This window comes from Olsenella sp. An188, assembly GCF_002160255.1.
GTDB classification, from domain to species: domain Bacteria; phylum Actinomycetota; class Coriobacteriia; order Coriobacteriales; family Atopobiaceae; genus Thermophilibacter; species Thermophilibacter avistercoris.
Window position 1 is genome coordinate 277,984 of record NZ_NFKF01000002.1, and the last position, 16,314, is coordinate 294,297.

The 16,314-nt window shown below is 68.0% G+C and carries 12 protein-coding genes and 1 riboswitch; of the genes, 8 read left to right on the forward strand and 4 right to left on the reverse strand.

Features of this window, described 5'->3' with window-relative positions:
* Positions 1-212: 212 nt before the first annotated feature.
* Positions 213-923, forward strand: a complete 711-nt coding sequence (locus tag B5F23_RS03640) for a LytR/AlgR family response regulator transcription factor (RefSeq protein WP_158096111.1) — start codon at positions 213-215, stop codon at positions 921-923.
* Positions 920-2,245, forward strand: a complete 1,326-nt coding sequence (locus B5F23_RS03645; RefSeq protein WP_087351906.1) for an ATP-binding protein — start codon at positions 920-922, stop codon at positions 2,243-2,245. Before B5F23_RS03640 ends, B5F23_RS03645 begins: the two co-directional genes overlap by 4 nt.
* Positions 2,246-2,335: 90 nt before the next feature.
* Here B5F23_RS03645 and B5F23_RS03650 read toward each other — a convergent pair whose 3' ends face one another.
* From B5F23_RS03650 to B5F23_RS03660, 3 genes are all read right to left on the reverse strand, one after another.
* Positions 2,336-2,800: a hypothetical protein gene (locus B5F23_RS03650; RefSeq protein WP_087351908.1), complete on the reverse strand. Its 465-nt coding sequence runs from the start codon at positions 2,798-2,800 to the stop codon at positions 2,336-2,338.
* A 288-nt stretch (positions 2,801-3,088) separates the two neighbouring features.
* Complete coding sequence (locus B5F23_RS03655; protein WP_087351909.1) at positions 3,089-5,521, reverse strand: glycoside hydrolase family 3 N-terminal domain-containing protein; 2,433 nt, start codon at positions 5,519-5,521, stop codon at positions 3,089-3,091.
* Between the two features lie 217 nt (positions 5,522-5,738).
* Complete coding sequence (locus tag B5F23_RS03660) at positions 5,739-8,183, reverse strand: glycoside hydrolase family 3 N-terminal domain-containing protein (protein ID WP_087351912.1); 2,445 nt, start codon at positions 8,181-8,183, stop codon at positions 5,739-5,741.
* Positions 8,184-8,399: 216 nt separating this feature from the next.
* Between B5F23_RS03660 and B5F23_RS03665 the strand changes: the two genes are divergently transcribed.
* From B5F23_RS03665 to B5F23_RS03675, 3 genes are all read left to right on the forward strand, one after another.
* On the forward strand, positions 8,400-9,113 hold the full coding sequence (locus tag B5F23_RS03665; RefSeq protein WP_087351913.1) for a LytR/AlgR family response regulator transcription factor: 714 nt from the start codon (positions 8,400-8,402) through the stop codon (positions 9,111-9,113).
* Positions 9,113-10,447: a GHKL domain-containing protein gene (locus tag B5F23_RS03670; protein WP_087351915.1), complete on the forward strand. Its 1,335-nt coding sequence runs from the start codon at positions 9,113-9,115 to the stop codon at positions 10,445-10,447. Before B5F23_RS03665 ends, B5F23_RS03670 begins: the two co-directional genes overlap by 1 nt.
* Positions 10,448-10,540: 93 nt before the next feature.
* Entirely contained in the window at positions 10,541-11,905 is a 1,365-nt protein-coding gene (locus B5F23_RS03675; protein WP_087351917.1) for a PFL family protein, read from the forward strand.
* Positions 11,906-12,007: 102 nt separating this feature from the next.
* Here the strand turns inward: B5F23_RS03675 and murB are convergent, their stop codons facing one another.
* On the reverse strand, positions 12,008-12,931 hold the full coding sequence (murB, locus tag B5F23_RS03680) for a UDP-N-acetylmuramate dehydrogenase (RefSeq protein ID WP_087351920.1): 924 nt from the start codon (positions 12,929-12,931) through the stop codon (positions 12,008-12,010).
* 74 nt (positions 12,932-13,005) lie between these two features.
* Positions 13,006-13,153, forward strand: a riboswitch (FMN riboswitch).
* A gap of 5 nt (positions 13,154-13,158) precedes the next feature.
* Between murB and B5F23_RS03685 the strand changes: the two genes are divergently transcribed.
* The 3 genes from B5F23_RS03685 to B5F23_RS03695 are packed head-to-tail and all read left to right on the forward strand — an operon-like array spanning position 13,159 to position 16,295.
* Complete coding sequence (locus B5F23_RS03685) at positions 13,159-13,743, forward strand: ECF transporter S component (RefSeq protein WP_087351923.1); 585 nt, start codon at positions 13,159-13,161, stop codon at positions 13,741-13,743.
* Positions 13,744-13,750: 7 nt separating this feature from the next.
* Positions 13,751-15,508 carry an ABC transporter ATP-binding protein gene (locus tag B5F23_RS03690; RefSeq protein WP_087351925.1) on the forward strand — a complete coding sequence of 586 codons (1,758 nt, stop codon included), beginning with the start codon at positions 13,751-13,753 and terminating at the stop codon, positions 15,506-15,508.
* A complete protein-coding gene (locus B5F23_RS03695; RefSeq protein ID WP_087351927.1) occupies positions 15,492-16,295 on the forward strand; it encodes an energy-coupling factor transporter transmembrane component T family protein in 804 nt (267 codons plus the stop codon). The genes B5F23_RS03690 and B5F23_RS03695 overlap by 17 nt, the downstream gene beginning before the upstream one ends.
* Positions 16,296-16,314: the final 19 nt, after the last annotated feature.

Genomic DNA, 16,314 nt, shown 5'->3' on the forward strand with positions numbered 1-16,314 from the left:
CGGGGGTCCCGCGCACCTGCGATGCGCAATGCACCTCTTTCGGGCCGAAACCCTATCCGCGTACGCCGAGAAGGACGCGTGCGCGTCGAGAGCGGTCCCCCAGAGGACGCAAGATGCACTCCCGCTCTCGCAGGCGGCGCCCGCGGGAGAGGGCCGGAAACGGCCCGTCAATCGGCTACGCTAGGCACGGGAAGGATTGTCGGGGAGGAATCATGTATCGCGTTTTGATCGTAGAGGACGAGGCCGACGAGGCCTCGACCCTGAGGTCTCACCTCGAGCGGTTTGGGGCAGCGCGCGGGGTGGACTTCTCCATCACGTGGCTCAAGACGGCATTTGACTTCGTCTCGCAGAGCGGCAAGTTTGACCTCGTGTTCTTGGACATCGACCTCCCGGGCATAAGTGGCATGGAGGCTGCGCAGCTCATGCGCGTCTACGACGAGGTGACACCCATCATCTTTGTCACCAACCTCGCCCAGTTTGCCGTGAAGGGCTATGAGGTCGACGCACTCGACTTCATGGTCAAGCCGGTGGGCTACTATGACTTCTCCCTGCGCATGGAGAAGGCCCTGCGCAAGCTCAGCGCCAACGTTGGCCGCACCATTCCCGTCCCAACCACAGACGGAGTCCGAGTGATCCCCCTCTCGCTGCTTGACTACGTCGAGGTCCGCAACCACAGCCTCATCTTCCACGTATCGGGCGACGAGCCCCTCTGCGTTCGCGGCAACCTGAGCACCTTTGAGAAGGAGAACGCCGGAGGACCGCTCCTGCGCATCTCCAAGAGCGTGCTCGTGAACATGGAACGTATCGACTGGGTGCGGGGCTATGATCTAAGGACCCTCTCCGGGGACGCGCTGCGCATCAGCCGATCGTACAAGCGCGTGGCAACCGAGGAGATAACGCGCTACCTTGGCGGCAGCAGATGAATACGATTGGCTGGCCCATCTGGCCCGTCTCGATCGCCGTCCAGCTTACCGTGGCCGTCCTGCTCCTGGGGAGCCGCCTTACCCCACGCAACGCGTTCGGACGACGTCTCTGCGCCGTACTTGCGACAACCGCCTGCGTCGCCCTCATCCCGAGCGCCACGGGCCTGATCGACACGCTGGATAGCACCTCGCGCTACCTCGAGCAGTTCTTCGTCTTCTGCGGCGTGCTCGCCCTTCTCGTCCTGGCGGTACGCCTGCTCTTTGACGCCAACACCTGGGCGGCCCTGTTCTGCGCCACGACGGCCTACACCATGCAAAACCTTGCGAGCAGCGCCGAGCAGCTTGCGAGAATGGTTCTTCTGGGGCGGGCGCAGGACCTTGACTTCGCGGGTGGCCAGCTCTTCTCGCTGGCAACCATGGTTCTCTCCTACTCCCTCTGCTACCTTGGATTCATTCGAAAGATTGACCGCTCCGCGCTTGAGCGGATGCGCTCTCGCACCATGATTGGCGTCTACGTGGTGGTCGCCTTTGCCGTGATCGGCTTTGACCTGGTGGTCAAGAGCGCCTGCAACGAGGGGCTGACCCTGGGGACATCCGTGCTGCTGCGCGTTGCGCACGTCCTCGCCTGCGTCTTTGTGCTCGTGTCGGAGTATGAGATCCTCTACGTCCAGCAGCTCCGCGTTGAGAAGGCCACGACCGAGCGGCTCCTTGCCGAGCGCGGGCGCCAGTACGAGCTCGCCCGGGGCAACATCGAGGCTATCAACGTCAAGTGCCACGACATCAAGCACCAGATTCGCACGCTCTCGTCCGGCGGGCGCGTCGCCGACCCAACGGCGCTCGCCGACCTGGCGCATGAGGTGGCTATCTACGACTCCTCCCTCAGAACGGGCAACGAGGCCCTAGACACCATTCTCACCGAGAAGGGCCTCATCTGCGAGCGGAGAGGAATCACGCTCTCATGCATCGTCGACGGCTCGTCGCTCTCCTTCGTCGCGCCGAGCGACCTCTACGCCTTCTTCGGCAACGCGCTCGACAACGCCATCGAGGCGGTGAGCGCCTTCGAGGGGCTCGAGCGGCGCACCGTCTCGCTCGTCGTCAAGCGCCGCGGCAGCATGGTTACCATCCACGAGGAAAACTACTGCGCCAACCAGCCGCGCTTTCTTGACGGCACACCCCAGACCACCAAGCCGGACGCAGCCAACCACGGCTTTGGTGTGCGATCCATGCGTCTCATAGCCGAGAAGTACGACGGCTCGCTCACGGTCTCCTGCGAGCAAGGCATCTTCCGGCTTGACGCCGTGATTCCCGTGGCGGGGAACTAGCCCCTCGGTTGTACGAAGGGGCAAAAAGAAGGCGCGGCGCCTCGGGGATGGCGCCGCGCCCGCAGAGGACGACCGTATGTGACGTCTGGATTAGCCGTAGAAGTCGAACTGGATGGTGTCGAAGTCGGCGATGCCGAAGGCGTGGGCGTCGCCCTCGCAGGTGACGGAGTCGACAACGGTGAGGGTGACGTCGCCGGCGGTCTCGAGGTGCAGCGTGATCTCGGACTCGGTGCCCTCCCAGGTGCCGGAGTCGGTCGGCAGGTCGGCGTGGGCCTCGACGGGCTCCACCGTGCAGGTGCCGTCCTCGGCGAGGTTGAGGTCGAGCATGGCCTCGGTGCCGCCCGCGGTGCCGTAGACGGTGGTGCCGGTGATCTCCACCGAGCCCCTCCACTGGCCCCAGTAGGCGTCCACGGCGTCGAAGTCTCCGGACTCGGAGGCGGCGGGGGCGTCGGAGCCGCCGTTGTCGCCCGTGGCGGCCGGGGTGCCGCCGCAGGCCGCGAGCGGCAGCGCGAGCGTCACGGCGAGGGCGCCGACAACCAGGATGTTCTTCTTCATGGGACGTGTCTCCTTTCAAAGGTTCCGGTGCAACCACATTGTAGGTGCCCAGCTCAAACAGGGACGGTCCTTCCCGTAAACCGTCGATTTGAGAGCGCAAGTTGCACCCCTCGACAGCGAGCCTTTCCCAAAAAACCTCGCACCCATAGATTGTTTTTCAAACTTTCGGCAAGAGAATCCCTGTTGATGCGTTATTTGCTTTAAAAAAGAATCAATGGGTGCGAGGTTTTGACAGAGGCGAGAAGGGCGCGCGCCGGCGAGAAGAACCGGCGCGCGCCACCTCCGCAACTAACCCGGGATGACCTCCGTCTCGGGCTCGGTGAGCGGAGCCGCCTTGTAGGTCGCGGTGCGCTCGTCGTCGATCACGCCGGCCCAGTCGAGGCCGAAGCAGAAGTCGTAGGTGTTGCCCTCGGAGTCGGTGTAGCACTCGACGTCACGCGGCACGTCCTCGTAGGATGCCTCGACGGTCTCCATGTCCTTGGGCATCTGGCAGGGCAGCAGGCCGGTGGGCTCGACCTCGCCCTTGAGGATGCGGCCGTACGCCTGCTCGAAGTTGCGGCCCGAGCTCGCCCAGGACCAGAGGATGACGTCGGCGTAGGGCTCGATCTCGTGGAAGCACTGGGCGTTGTTGGTGGCCTCGACCGCCAGGATGATCTTGGCGTCGGGCAGGGCCTCGCGGATCTCGATCAGGCGGTCGAGGTCGGCCTCGTTGCTCGCGGTCACGGACTGGCCACGGTAGGAGCGGTTCTCCTTGGTGCCGTCCTCGAGGATGTCGCCGGCAAGCGAGGGGTCGCGCGCGGTGTCGGCGGTGTAGGGACGGTACTGCAGCGAGATGGGCAGGTACTTGGGGGCGTCGGGGTCGACGGGCGCCGCGTCGGGGCCAAAGCCGCCGCCCTGCGGCTCGCCCGCCCCGGTGTCGGGCGAGGAGATGACGTAGAAGACGTACTCGCAGCCCGCCATGTCCGCCACGGGGAGGTCGGTGATGACCGGGCTCTCGCCGGACTCGTCAACGGTGTCGGTCACCACGTCAAAGAGCTCGTCGGCGAGGTCCTGGCTGATGGCGGAGCTGACGGTGGCAGGAGTGGACGAGAAGAACCCGCCGCCGGAGGACTTCTGCGGGATATAGCACTTCGGCTTGCCGGAGATGCCCGCCTCGGAGATGACGTTGCCCTTGTTCTTGAGCATGACGATGGAGCGGTCGGACGCCTCCTGGCCAAAGTCGAGGGCGGCCTGGTCGTTCAGGATCTCCTTGGCGCGCTCGCGGTCGGAGTAGGGGTTGTCGAAGAGCTCAACGCGGTTCATCACCGTGAAGATGCGGCGCGCGGAGTCGCGCACGCGGGCGAGCGCCTCGTCCTCGCCATACTCCTGCTCGTAGAGCTTGTACCCCTCGGTGGCCACGTCGACCGCCCAGTCGCCGCCGACCTGGTCGACGGTGGCCTCGAGGAGCTTCTCGAAGCGCTCGGGCTCGGTCATGTCCTTCACGCCGTGGGCGCGGTCGCCGAAGTCGGTCTCGCGCAGAATCTGCCAGTCGGTGGTGATCATGCCGTCCCAGCCGGCGTTGCGCAGGATCATGAGGTTGCGCCTGTTGTAGGCGCCACCCCAGATCGGGCCGAGGGACTCGTCCTCGGTGTAGGCGATGCCGTAGTTGGGCATGACCGCCGCCATCTGACCCGTCGAGGACTCGAGGTGCATGCCACCGTCGAGGAACGGGATGAGGTGGGCGTTGAAGTTGTCGCCGGGGAAGACGTCGTACTTGCCCGCGTCGTTGTGGTCGTTGCGGCCGCCCTCGACGGCGCCGGCGCCCACGTAGTGCTTGAGCATGATGGCGACGGAGTCCTCGCCCCAGCCCTTGTCGTCGGTGCAGTCGTCGTCACCCCAGGTGGACTGCATGCCGCCGCCGAACGCCTTGCAGAGGTCGCGGTTGGCCGCGGGATCCTCGCTGATCGAGCCGCCCAAGCGCGTGTAGACGATGTTGGAGCCGATGTCGATCTGCGGGCCGAGGTTCACGCGGGCGCCCGTGACGCGCCACGCGCGACCGGTGTAGTGCCCCGACTTCTTCCACAGCTCCGGGTCGAAGGAGGAGACCAGGCAGTGGTTGTCCGGGATGTCGTAGAGCTGGTAGGGATCGGTGGAGTTCATGTACGGGATGCCGTACTTGTCGTTTGCCTCGCACCACTCCTGGACCGCGTTGATCCAGGCGATGGCGCTCGCGTAGGTGTCCGCGTTGGCGTTTGCGCGGGAGACGCCCGCACGAAGGCCCTCGCCGAGCTTGGCCTCGGAGTCCTCGTCAAGCGGGGCGCTCGTGCTCATCATGCCGTCGTGGAACATGAGCGGGAGGATCTCCTCGGCGCTCATCGTGTCAGCGAGGCTCTTGGCGCGGTCCTCATCGCTCTGGCGCCAGTCCTCGTAGAGGTCGAGCTTGCCGTTGCCGTTGAGGTCCTTGAACGCGTAGCCGTCGACCTGGATGATCTTTGCGGTGTCCATGACGCCGAGCGTGGCGCCGCCCTCCTGGGTCACCCTGGTCCAGCCGTCGCGCACCTGCTCGGAGGCCCACTTGGCCTCGACGCCCTCGCCGTCAGGGTCGATGGGGTAGCTGTCGGCCGACGGCGCCGCCGTCTCGTCGCTCGCCGCCGGCGCGGTCGCGTCGCAGCCGGCGAGGCCCATGAGGCCTGCCGTGACCGCGGAGGCGGCCAGGAAGTTCCTGCGCGTGATGTTGCTCATTTCCTTCTCCCTTTTTTCGTTCCCTTGCAGGGCCGTGCTTCAGGTTGGATTAAACCGCCCCCAGCTCACGAGCCGAGAAGCCCCGCACGATCGGTCGAGGCCGCCACACGGATTGCAGGTGGCGTCGTCTGGATGGCAACCCGAGCGCTCAAAGAAAGCGCCCGCAGGCAGCCGGAGCCACCTGCGGGCAAAAGGGAGGAAGCCCGAGACGAGGAAGCTACTCGCCGGGCGTGACCTCCGTCTCGGGCTCGGTGAGCGGCGCCGCCTTGTAGGTGGCCGTACGCTCGTCGTCGATCACGCCGGACCAGTTGAGGCCGAAGCAGAACTCGTAGGTGTTGCCCTCGGAGTCGACGTAGCACTCCAGGTCGCGTGGGACGTCCTCGTAGGAGGCCTCGACGGTCTCCATGTTGGCCGGGTGCTGGGCGTTAAGCAGACCGGTGGGCTCGACCTCGCCCTTGATGATGTTGGCCCAGGCAGCGTTCTGCAGGCCGCCCTGCATGTTCCAGGCAAAGAGGATGACGTCGACGTACGGCTCGATTTCCGAGAAGACCATCGGGCGGGTGGCCTCAACGAGCAGGATGATCTTGGCACCCTCCGGGAGCTTCTCGCGCAGCTCGAGCACGAGGTCGAGGTCGCTCTCGTTGCTCGCCGAGGCGGACTGCCCGAAGTAGCTGCGGTTCTCGTACTCTCCCGCCTCGTTGACGTGCGCGATGGACTCCTTGCGCACGGCATCGGAGTCGGCGGTGTAGGGCCGGTACTGCAGCGTGATGGGGTGGTAGACGAGGGGCTCTCCCGTGTCACCGCCCATGAGGGAGACACCTCCCGTGACGCCGTCGTTGGGGTCGGTGGGGTTCTTGACCTTGACGATCGCGTACTGGACGTCAGCAAGCTCCTCTGCGCTCAGAGAGACGATGTCCTCGCCCTCGACGCCGTCGCTCACCACGTCGTAGTCACCGAGCAGGTCCGCCTCCACGGCCGTGTCAAACGTGGGCGTGGCGTCGCCGCCCATCATGACCACGAACATGTTGGGCTCGGTTTTCTTGACTGGCATGTAGACCTTGGCGCCCGCGCCGAGGCCACCCTCCTTGATGACGCCGCCCGCGTTCTTGAGCATGACGACGGACTTCTCCGCGGCCTCGAGGCCAAACGCGGCCGCGGCCTCGCTCTCAAGAACCTCGCGGGCGGACGCGACGTCCGAGTACGGCTGCTCGAAGAGGCTCACGTGAATCATCACCTTGGCGATGCGGCGCGCCGACTCGCGGACGCGCTCGAGCGCGCCCTCCTCGCCGAGCTCCGCGACGAGGGCCTCGTAGGCCTCCATGCCGGTGTCGTACATGTAGGCGCCGCCGTACTGGTCGATGCCGGCGTTGACCATCTTCTCGTAGCGCTGCGCCTCGGTGAGCGACCCAACGCCGTAGGTCTGCTGGTTGATGATGCCCCAGTCGGTGCAGAACATGCCGTCCCAGCCGGCGTTACGCAGGATGTCGAGGTTGCGCTTGTTGTAGCCGGCCCCCACGAGCTCGCCGTACTTCTCGTCCTCGTCGTAGGCAACGCCGTAGCAGGGCATCACCGCGTCCATCTGCCCGGTCGTCGAGTCGAGGTGCAGACCGCCGTCCAGGAACGGGACGAGGTGGGCGTTGAAGTTGTCGCCGGGGAAGACGTTGTAGCGCCCGGGGTCAGCGTGGTCGTTGCGGCCGCCCTCGACCGAGCCCTCTCCCACGTAGTGCTTGAGCATGGCGGCAACGGAGTCCTTGCCCCAGCCCTGGTCGTCGGTGGCGTCGTCGTCACCCCAGGTGGACTGCAGACCTCCGGAGAAGGCGGCCGTGAAGTCGCGGTTCAGGGCCGGGTCCTCGCCCACCGAGCCGGAGAAGCGACAGCCGAGCGGCTGGGAGTAGACGTCGACCTGCGGGCCGAGCAGGCAGCGCACGCCGGTCGCACGCCAGGCGCGTCCGAGCCACATGCCCGCCTTGCGCCAGACGTCCTTGTCCATCGAGGCGGCGATGGCAAGGTTGTCCGGCAGACCAAAGAGCTGGTACTGGTCGGTGGAGTTGAGGTACGGGATGCCCCACTCGCTCTGCTCGCAGATCTCCTGCACGTCGTTGATCCAGGAGATGTCGGACGCGCAGGACTCGAGGTCGGAGGAGAGGCGAGAGACGCCCGCGCGCGAGCCCGCCTTGACGAGGTCGTACTTCTCGGTCTCCTCGCTCGCCTCCGCGCCCGGGCCACCCGGGCCACCGCCCATCGAGGTGTCCCCGCCGTGCCACATGAGCTTGATGCACTCCTCGGCGGGAAGCGCCGCCGCCAGCGCCGCCGCGCGGTCGTCCGCGCTCTGGCGCCAGTCCTCCCAGAGCTCGAGCTTGCCGTCGCCGTTCATGTCGCGGAAGGCGTAGCCGTCGACCTGGATGATGCGGGCGGCGTCCATGACGCCGAGCGTGGCGCCGCCCTCCTGGGTCACCCTGGTCCAGCCGTCGCGGACCTCCTCGGAGGCCCACTTGGCCTCGACGCCCTCGCCGTCCGGGTCGATGGGGTAGCTGTCGGCCGACGGCGCCGCAGCCCCGTCGCCCGCCGCCGGGGCCTGGGCCCCGTCGCAGCCGGCGAGGCCCATGAGGCCCGCCGACACCGCGGACGCCGCCAAGAAGCTCCTTCGCGTGATGGTTCTCATCTCTTCCTCCCTACCTCTGCCCGGTCGGGAGCGTCGCGCCCGCCGGGGCTCCGCAGTACCAAACTTAAGGAAGATTGAAAGTCGCCCGCTGCCGGCCAAGCCCCCCTTCGCACAACCCGTCGGTTTCGCCGCACGTTTTGCGCCACCCGCCGGTCGCCGGATGACCGACGCCACCTCTCACCTGCTAGTATTTGGCAGGGGAGAAGGGGAAGGAACATGTACAGAATCGCACTCGTCGAGGACGAACTCGACGCCGCTGACGCGCTCGCGGCGTTTCTCGACCGCTATGCGCAGGAGCGCGGGCTCGACTTCGCGCTCGCGCGCTTCACCAACGCCATGGACTTCGAGCTCACCAAGGAGAGCTTCGACCTCGTGTTCATGGACATCCAGATGCCCGGCATCAACGGCATGGAGGCCGCGCACCTCCTGCGCACCTACGACGAGGTGACCCCCATCGTCTTTGTGACCAACCTCGCCCAGTACGCCGTGCGCGGCTACGAGGTCGACGCGCTCGACTTCATCGTCAAGCCCGTCACCTACTTCAACTTCCGCATGCGCATGGACAAGGCCATGCGCCACATCCGCCGCAACTCCGGACGCTCCGTCAGCGTCTCAACGCGCGACGGCATGCGCGTGATACCGCTCGCCGACATCGAGTACGTCGAGGTGAGCCGCCACGACCTCTCTTACCACCTCGTGGGCGCGGAGGAGCCCTTCGTGGTCTACGGCAGCCTCGTGGCCTTTGAGCAGGAGGTCGAGGGAGGCCCGTTCGTGCGCATATCGGCGAGCTGCCTCGTCAACATGAACCACGTCCGCTCCGTGCGGGGCTCCGCGCTCGTCATGAGCGGAGGGGAGACCCTCTACTTCAGCCGCTCCCGCAAGCGCGAGGCGCTCGCCACCATCACGAGCTTCTTCGGCGGGAGCATCTGATGGCCTTCGACGCCGCGCTGCTCTCCGCCTTCACGATCGTCAAGCTCGCGCTGGCAACGTGGCTCTTCTCGCACACGCTGCCACGTCGCCCGTCCTTCTCGGCGCGCTTCGTCGTGGCGCTCGTCACGGTCGGGTGCCTCGCGGCGGCCATGCCGATCATGGGCTTCTCGGTCTTCCCCACCCTGACCGACGACTTCAGCTTCGTCGCAGCGGTCCTGCAGTTCGTGGCGGTTCTCGCCGTGGACATCGTGCTGCAGCGCGCGCTCTTCTCGTGCTCGGTCTGGACGTCGACCTTCTGCTGCTCCATGGCCTACCTGCTGGAGAACCTCTCGTCCGCCGCGGAGCGAGCCATGGGCACCTTCTTTCCCAGCTCCAGCTATCCCCCGCCGCTGCTCGAGACGTCACTGAAGTACTGGCTGATCTCCGCCGTGGTGTTTGCGGCCGCCTACCTGCTGCTCATTAGGCGCATCGAGAAGAACGGGCTGCTGCAGATCTCCGACCCGGTGATGGTCGTCTCCGCGGCCCTCGTGATCATAGTGAACATGGTGCTCGACCTCGTGATCAAGGACGTCTCCGTCCCCGACTTCGCACTCCCGCGCCGCTACACCGAGGCGCTCTGCTGGATCTACATCCTCGTCTGCGTCTACCTCATGTACTCGCTCTTCGAGATCATCTACACCCGGCGGCTGCGGCTCGAGGTGGCCACGAGCGAGCGCCTGCGCGCCGCCGAGGCCCGCCAGTACGAGCTCTCGCGCGCCAACATCGAGGCCATCAACCTCAAGTGCCACGACATCAAGCACCAGATCCGCGCGCTCGGAGGGGGCGGCCAGGCGATCGACGAGCGCGTGCTCGCAGACATGGAGCGCGAGGTCGAGGTCTACGACTCGGCGGTCAAGTCCGGCAACGACGCCCTGGACACCATCCTCACCGAGAAGGGCCTGGTCTGCCAGCGCGACGGCATCACGCTCTCGTGCATCGCCGACGGCGCGGCGCTCGGCTTCATGGACGCGGTCGACCTCTACTCGCTCTTTGGCAACGCGCTCGACAACGCCATCGAGGCCGTGGAGCGGCTCGACGACCCCGAGCGGCGCAGCGTCTCGGTGATCGTGCGGCGCGCGGGCGACATGGTCTCCGTGCACGTGGAGAACTTCTTCGACGGCCAGGTGCACTTTGGCGACGACGGCCTGCCCGTCACCCGCAAGGAGGATCAGGCAAACCACGGCTTTGGCACGCGCTCGATGCGGCTCATCGTGGAGCGCTACGGGGGAACGATCTCCGCCAACGTGACCGACGACGTCTATCACGTGAACGCGCTCATCCCGCTTCCGGCGTAGGGGCCGGCGCAGCTGGCGCGGCCGGCAGCGCGTTCTTCTCGCCAGCACTCTATAATGGGTGCCCACGAACGCCCGCGCGAGAAAGGCCCCGCCTTGGACATCACCCCGCAGGAAGTTGCCGAGACCCTCTCCATGGTCTCCGAGCAGAACCTCGACCTCCGCACCATCACGATGGGCATCTCGCTCGCCGGCTGCGCCGACGAGGACATGTCGCGCATGTGCGACAAGGTGTACGACCGCATCACGCGCACGGCCGAGCACCTTGTGGAGACCGCGAACGACCTGCAGGCCGAGTACGGCATCCCCATCGCCAACAAGCGCGTCTCGGTGACGCCGATCGCGCAGATCGCCGCGGGCTGCGCCGACGAGGACCTCTCCCCGCTCGCGCACGCTATGGACCGCGCGGCCGAGACCCTGGGCATCGACTTCATGGGCGGCTTCTCCGCCCTCGTGCAGAAGGGCATGGGGGGCGCCGACCGCCGCCTCATCGCAAGCGTGCCCGAGGCGCTCGCCACCACCGAGCGCGTCTGCTCCTCGCTCAACATCGCGTCCACGCGCGCGGGCATCAACATGGACGCCGTGCTGCTCTCCGCCGAGACCATCCTCGAGTGCGCGCGCCGCACGGCAGACATCGACTGCTACGGCGCGGCCAAGTTCGTGGTCTTTGCCAACATGGTTGAGGACTCGCCGTTCATGGCGGGCGCCGTCCACGGCTCCGGCGAGGCCGACGCGGTCATCAACGTGGGCGTCTCCGGCCCGGGCGTCATGGCCGCGGCGCTCTCCGAGCTGCCCGAGTCCGCGAGCCTCATGGACGTGGCCGAGAAGATCAAGCAGACCGCCTTCAAGATCACGCGCGCCGGCGAGCTCATGAGCCGCGAGGCGAGCCGCCGTCTGGGCGTCGAGAAGGGCATCGTGGACCTGTCGCTCGCGCCGACGCCGGCGGCCGGCGACTCCGTGGCCAAGATCCTGGAGATCATCGGCGTGGGCGAGTGCGGCGGCCCCGGCACTACCTGCGCGCTCGCGCTCTTGAACGACGCCGTCAAGAAGGGCGGCGTCATGGCCAGCTCCTCCGTGGGCGGCCTGTCCGGCGCGTTCATCCCCGTGTCCGAGGACGCCGGCATGATCCGCGCGGCCGTGGACGGCGCGCTCTCCCTGGAGAAGCTCGAGGCCATGACCTGCGTCTGCTCCGTGGGCCTGGACATGATCGCCGTGCCCGGGGACACCTCGGTGGAGACCATCGCCGGCATCATCGCCGACGAGATGGCCATCGGCGTCATCAACACCAAGACCACGGCCGTGCGCCTCATCCCGGCCATCGGCCGCAAGGAGGGAGACATGCTCGAGTTTGGCGGCCTGTTCGGTTCCGCTCCGGTCATGCCCGTCAACCGCTTCGCCGGCAGCGTGTTCGCGCACCGCGGCGGCCGCTTCCCCGCCCCGCTCAACAGCCTCAAGAACTAGCGAGAAGAACCGCGCGGCCAGGTGCTCCTCCGGCCGCGCGGTTTTTCTCGCCGCGCGGGTTTTGCGGCTGCGCGGTTCTTCTCGCCGCGCGGGTTTTGCGGCCTAGCCCAGGAAGCGCACCTCGGGCTCAAGGCGCACGCCGAACTGGCGCTCGACCTCGTCCTGCACGTGCTCGATCACCGCGTGGACGTCGGCCGACGTGGCCCCGCCGAGGTTCACCACAAACCCGGCGTGCTTCCTCGAGACGGCGGCGCCCCCGACCTGGTAGCCCATGAGGCCGGCGTCCATGATGAGCTTGCCCGCGAAGTGGCCCTCGGGCCGCTTGAACGTGGACCCAGCGCTCGGGAGCTCGAGCGGCTGCTTCTCCTCGCGCCTGCGCATGAGGTCGTCCATCGTGGCGCGGATCTTCTCGGGGTCGCCCTTCTCGAGGGCAAACGTGGCCGAGAGCACGACAAGGCCCTCGGACGCCACACGACTGCGACGGTAGCCCAGCTCGAGCTCATCGACGCCAAGCGTGTCGATCGAGCCGTCCGGGCTCACCACGCGCACGCTCTTGAGCACGTCCGCGACGCACCCGCCGTAGGCACCCGCGTTCATGAAGCACGCGCCGCCCACCGAGCCCGGGATCCCGCAGGCAAACTCCAGTCCGGAGAGGCCCAGCTCGCAGGCCATCTCGGAGGCCTCGCGCAGGTCGACGCCCGCCTCGCACGTCATCTCGGCGCCGTCCACCGTGACGCCCACCAGGCCGTCGGCCACCGCAACGATCACCCCGCGGTAGCCCTCGTCGGAGACGAGCAGGTCGGAGCCGCGGCCCAGGACAAAGCGCTCGACGCCGTCCTCGTCGCAGGCGCGCAGCACGTCGCGCACCTCGCCCGCGTCCTCGGGAATCACGTAGAGGTCGGCAGGCCCGCCCACGCGAAAGGTGGTGTGCTCGCTCATCGGCTCGGACTCGAGCACGTTCTGCTCGCCCACGATGGCGCGCAGGCGCCACGCAAGGGGCTCTCGGGCGCTCTCGCTCTCGGACATGTCTTCCTTTCCTCGGACGTCAGCTCGTCACAGTATACCAGCGCGCACCGCCCCGATACGTGCTACACTCGCGCTGTCAGTTTCAGGGCGGGGTGAAAGTCCCCACTGGCGGTGACGGGAGGCGCGCGGCGCCGGGCCCGAAGTCCGCGACCCGCTAAAAAGGCGGCTGACCCGGTGAGACTCCGGGACCAACGGTTACAGTCCGGATGGAAGAAACGGAGGCCGTCATGGCTACTTCCACGCACGCTACGCACAGCTCGCACGACACCCACTCCACCACCGTGGGCGGGGCCTGGTCTACGCGGCGCATCGCCATCACCGCGCTGTTCTGCGCCCTGGCGTTCGTCCTCACCTTCGTGGAGATCCCCATCTTCCCGCCCGCGCCGTGGCTCATGTACGACCCGTCCGGCATCGTCGCCTTCGTCGCCGCGCTCGCCTTCGGCCCGAGCACCGGCGCCGTGGTCGCCGTGCTCCCGTGGGTGCTCAAGACGCTCTTCTCGTTCAACCCCTACGGTCACGTCATGGCAATTCTCGCCGGCCTCACGCTCGTGCTGCCCGCCGCCCTCATCGCGCGCCGCGTGAGCGGGCCGCGCGGCCTGGCGCTCGGGATGCTCGTCGGCGCCGCGGCGTCCGTCGTCGCCTGCGTGTTCGGCAACATCGTCATCACGCCGCTCTACACCGCCGTCTCCACGGCCGACGTCATCGCGATGATCGTGCCCATCCTGCTGCCGTTCAACCTCATCAAGGTCGTCATCAACTGCGTGGTGACCGCGCTCGTGCAGAAGCCCGTCTCTCAGGCCCTCTCCGCGTAGGCGCCGCATGGGCCAGCCTGGCGAGAAGAACCCGGCGGCCGCGGGCGCGCCGGTGCGGCTCGAGCACGTCACCCTCGTCTACGACGGCGGCGTGCGCGCGCTCGACGACGTCTCCCTCACGGTGGCGCGCGGCGAGCGCGTGTGCGTGCTCGGGGCGAACGGCTCCGGCAAGTCCACGCTCGCCTCGGTGATCTGCGGCCTCATCGCCCCTGACGCCGGGGAGGTCGAGCTCGTGGGCGAGCGCGCGTGCGCCGACGGCACCCCCGACCTCGAGGCATACCGTCGCGCGCGGCGGCGCCTCGGCCTCGTGTTCCAGAACCCCGACGACCAGATCGTCACGAGCGTGGTGGCCGACGACGTGGCCTTCGGCCCGGAGAACCTCGGCCTGCCGCGCGAGGAGATCGCCGCGCGCGTGGCCCGCGAGCTGCATCGCGTTGCCCTCGACGACTACGCGCGGGCGGACCCCACGCGCCTCTCGGGCGGACAGAAGCAGCGCGTGGCCATCGCCGGGGCGCTCGCCATGGAACCCGCGGTGCTCGTGCTCGACGAGCCGGGCTCGCTGCTCGACGTGCGCGGGCGTGCCGCCATTCTGCGCGTGATGGGCAGGCTCGCCGCGGCAGGCACCACGCTCGTCCACGTGACCCACTTCATGGAGGAGGCCCTCGAGGCCGACCGCGTCGTCGTGCTCGACCACGGCCGCGTCGCGCTCGAGGGCACGCCGGGGGAGGTCTTCTCACACGGGCCGGAGCTCGCCGAGCTCGGCCTTGAGGTGCCGTTCGCCGCGCGCCTCTCGCAGCGCCTGGGCCTGCCCTGGACCTGCGACGAGTCCACCCTCCTCCGTGAGCTGGGACCGTGCCCCGGTTCGCGCGAGCCTTCCATGCCATCCGGATCTGACATCAAAAATGGGCGCGAGCCGCAGCCTGGCCCCGTCTTGCGGGTCGAGCACGCGTCCTTCTCGTATGACGGTCGGTCGCACGCGCTTGAGGAGGTCTCGTTTGAGGTTGCGCGCGGCACGTCCACGGCGATCGTCGGGCAGACGGGATCTGGCAAGTCCACGCTGCTGCGCCTGCTCTGCGGCCTGGAGACCCCCGACGAGGGGCGCGTCCTCGCGTGCGGAAACGACACCTCGACGCGCCGCGGGCGCAGGGCCGCGCGGCACGCCGTGGGATACGTGATGCAGCACCCCGAGCGCCAGCTCTTTGCCGAGAGCGTCGAGAAGGACGTGGCGTTCGGCCCGCGCAACCTCGGACTCTCTGCCGAGGAGGTGGACCGGCGTGTGGGTCGCGCCCTCGACATCGTCGGCCTCGCCGAGAAGCGCCACGCCTCCCCCTTCAAGCTCTCCGGCGGCCAGAGGCGCCTCTGCGCGCTCGCGGGCGTGCTCGCCATGCAGCCCGAGGTCCTCATCCTCGACGAGCCCACCGCGGGCCTCGACCCGCGCGGGCGCGCCATGCTGAGGGGCGTGCTCGCCCGCCTGCGCGAGCGCGGCGTCACGCTCGTCCAGGTCACGCACTCGATGGAGGACGCTGCGCGCGCCGACCGCGTGATCGCGCTCGACCAGGCGCGGCTCGTCTGCACCGGGACGCCGCACGAGGTCTTCGCCCGAGAGAACGAGCGGCGACTCGCGCAGAGCGGTCTTGGCATACCGCGCTCGCTACGCGTCGCGCGAGAGCTGGAGCGCCGCGGCTGGTCCTCCCTCGGCGACCCCCTCACCACCGACGAACTCGTCGCCGCGATACGAGGAGGGGTGGATGGCGCTCAGGCTTAGCATCGGGCAGTACTTCGCCGCAAGCTCCCCCATCCACCGTCTCGACGCGCGCGTCAAGCTGGTGTGCGCGCTCGTCGTCCTGGTGGCGGTCTTCTGCATCTCCAACCCCGCCCAGCTCGCGCTCGGCGTTCTTCTCGCCGTCGCGCTCCCGGCGCTCGCGTGCATCCCCGCGGGACGCGTCTTTGCGTCGGTGCGCCCGCTCGTGGTGTTTCTCGCCGTGCTCTCGCTCTTCAACCTCGTCTTCGTGCGCACCGGAGAGCCGCTCGCCACCCTCGGGCCCGTCACCGTCACCACGGGCGGGGCGTGGGCGGCCGTGCTCTACGCCATCCGCTTTGCCGTGGCGCTCGTAGTGGGTTCGCTCATCCTGCTCACCACCACGCCCACGCAGCTCTCCGACGCCTTCGACCGCATGCTCTCCCCGCTCTCGCGCGTCGGCCTGCCCGGCCACGAGATCGCGATGGTCTTCTCGCTCATGATGCGCTTCGTTCCCACCCTGGCCGACGAGGCCTCGGCCATCATGGACGCGCAGTCCCTGCGCGGCGGCGCCTTCGACGAGGGCGGCCCCGTCCGGCGCGTGCGCTCGATCGTGCCCGTGGTGGTGGCGCTGCTCGCAAGCGGCCTGCGCCACGCCGACGGCCTCTCCCGCGCGCTCGACGCCCGCTGCTACGAGGGCGGCGTCGGGCGCACCCACCTCCACGAGCCGCGACTGGGCCGGCGCGAGGCCGTGGCGGTGGTGGCTACCGCGGCTTTTGTGGTCCTTCTCGCCGTGCTTGGAGCATTCTTCTAGGCCGCCGCCCCACCGGAAG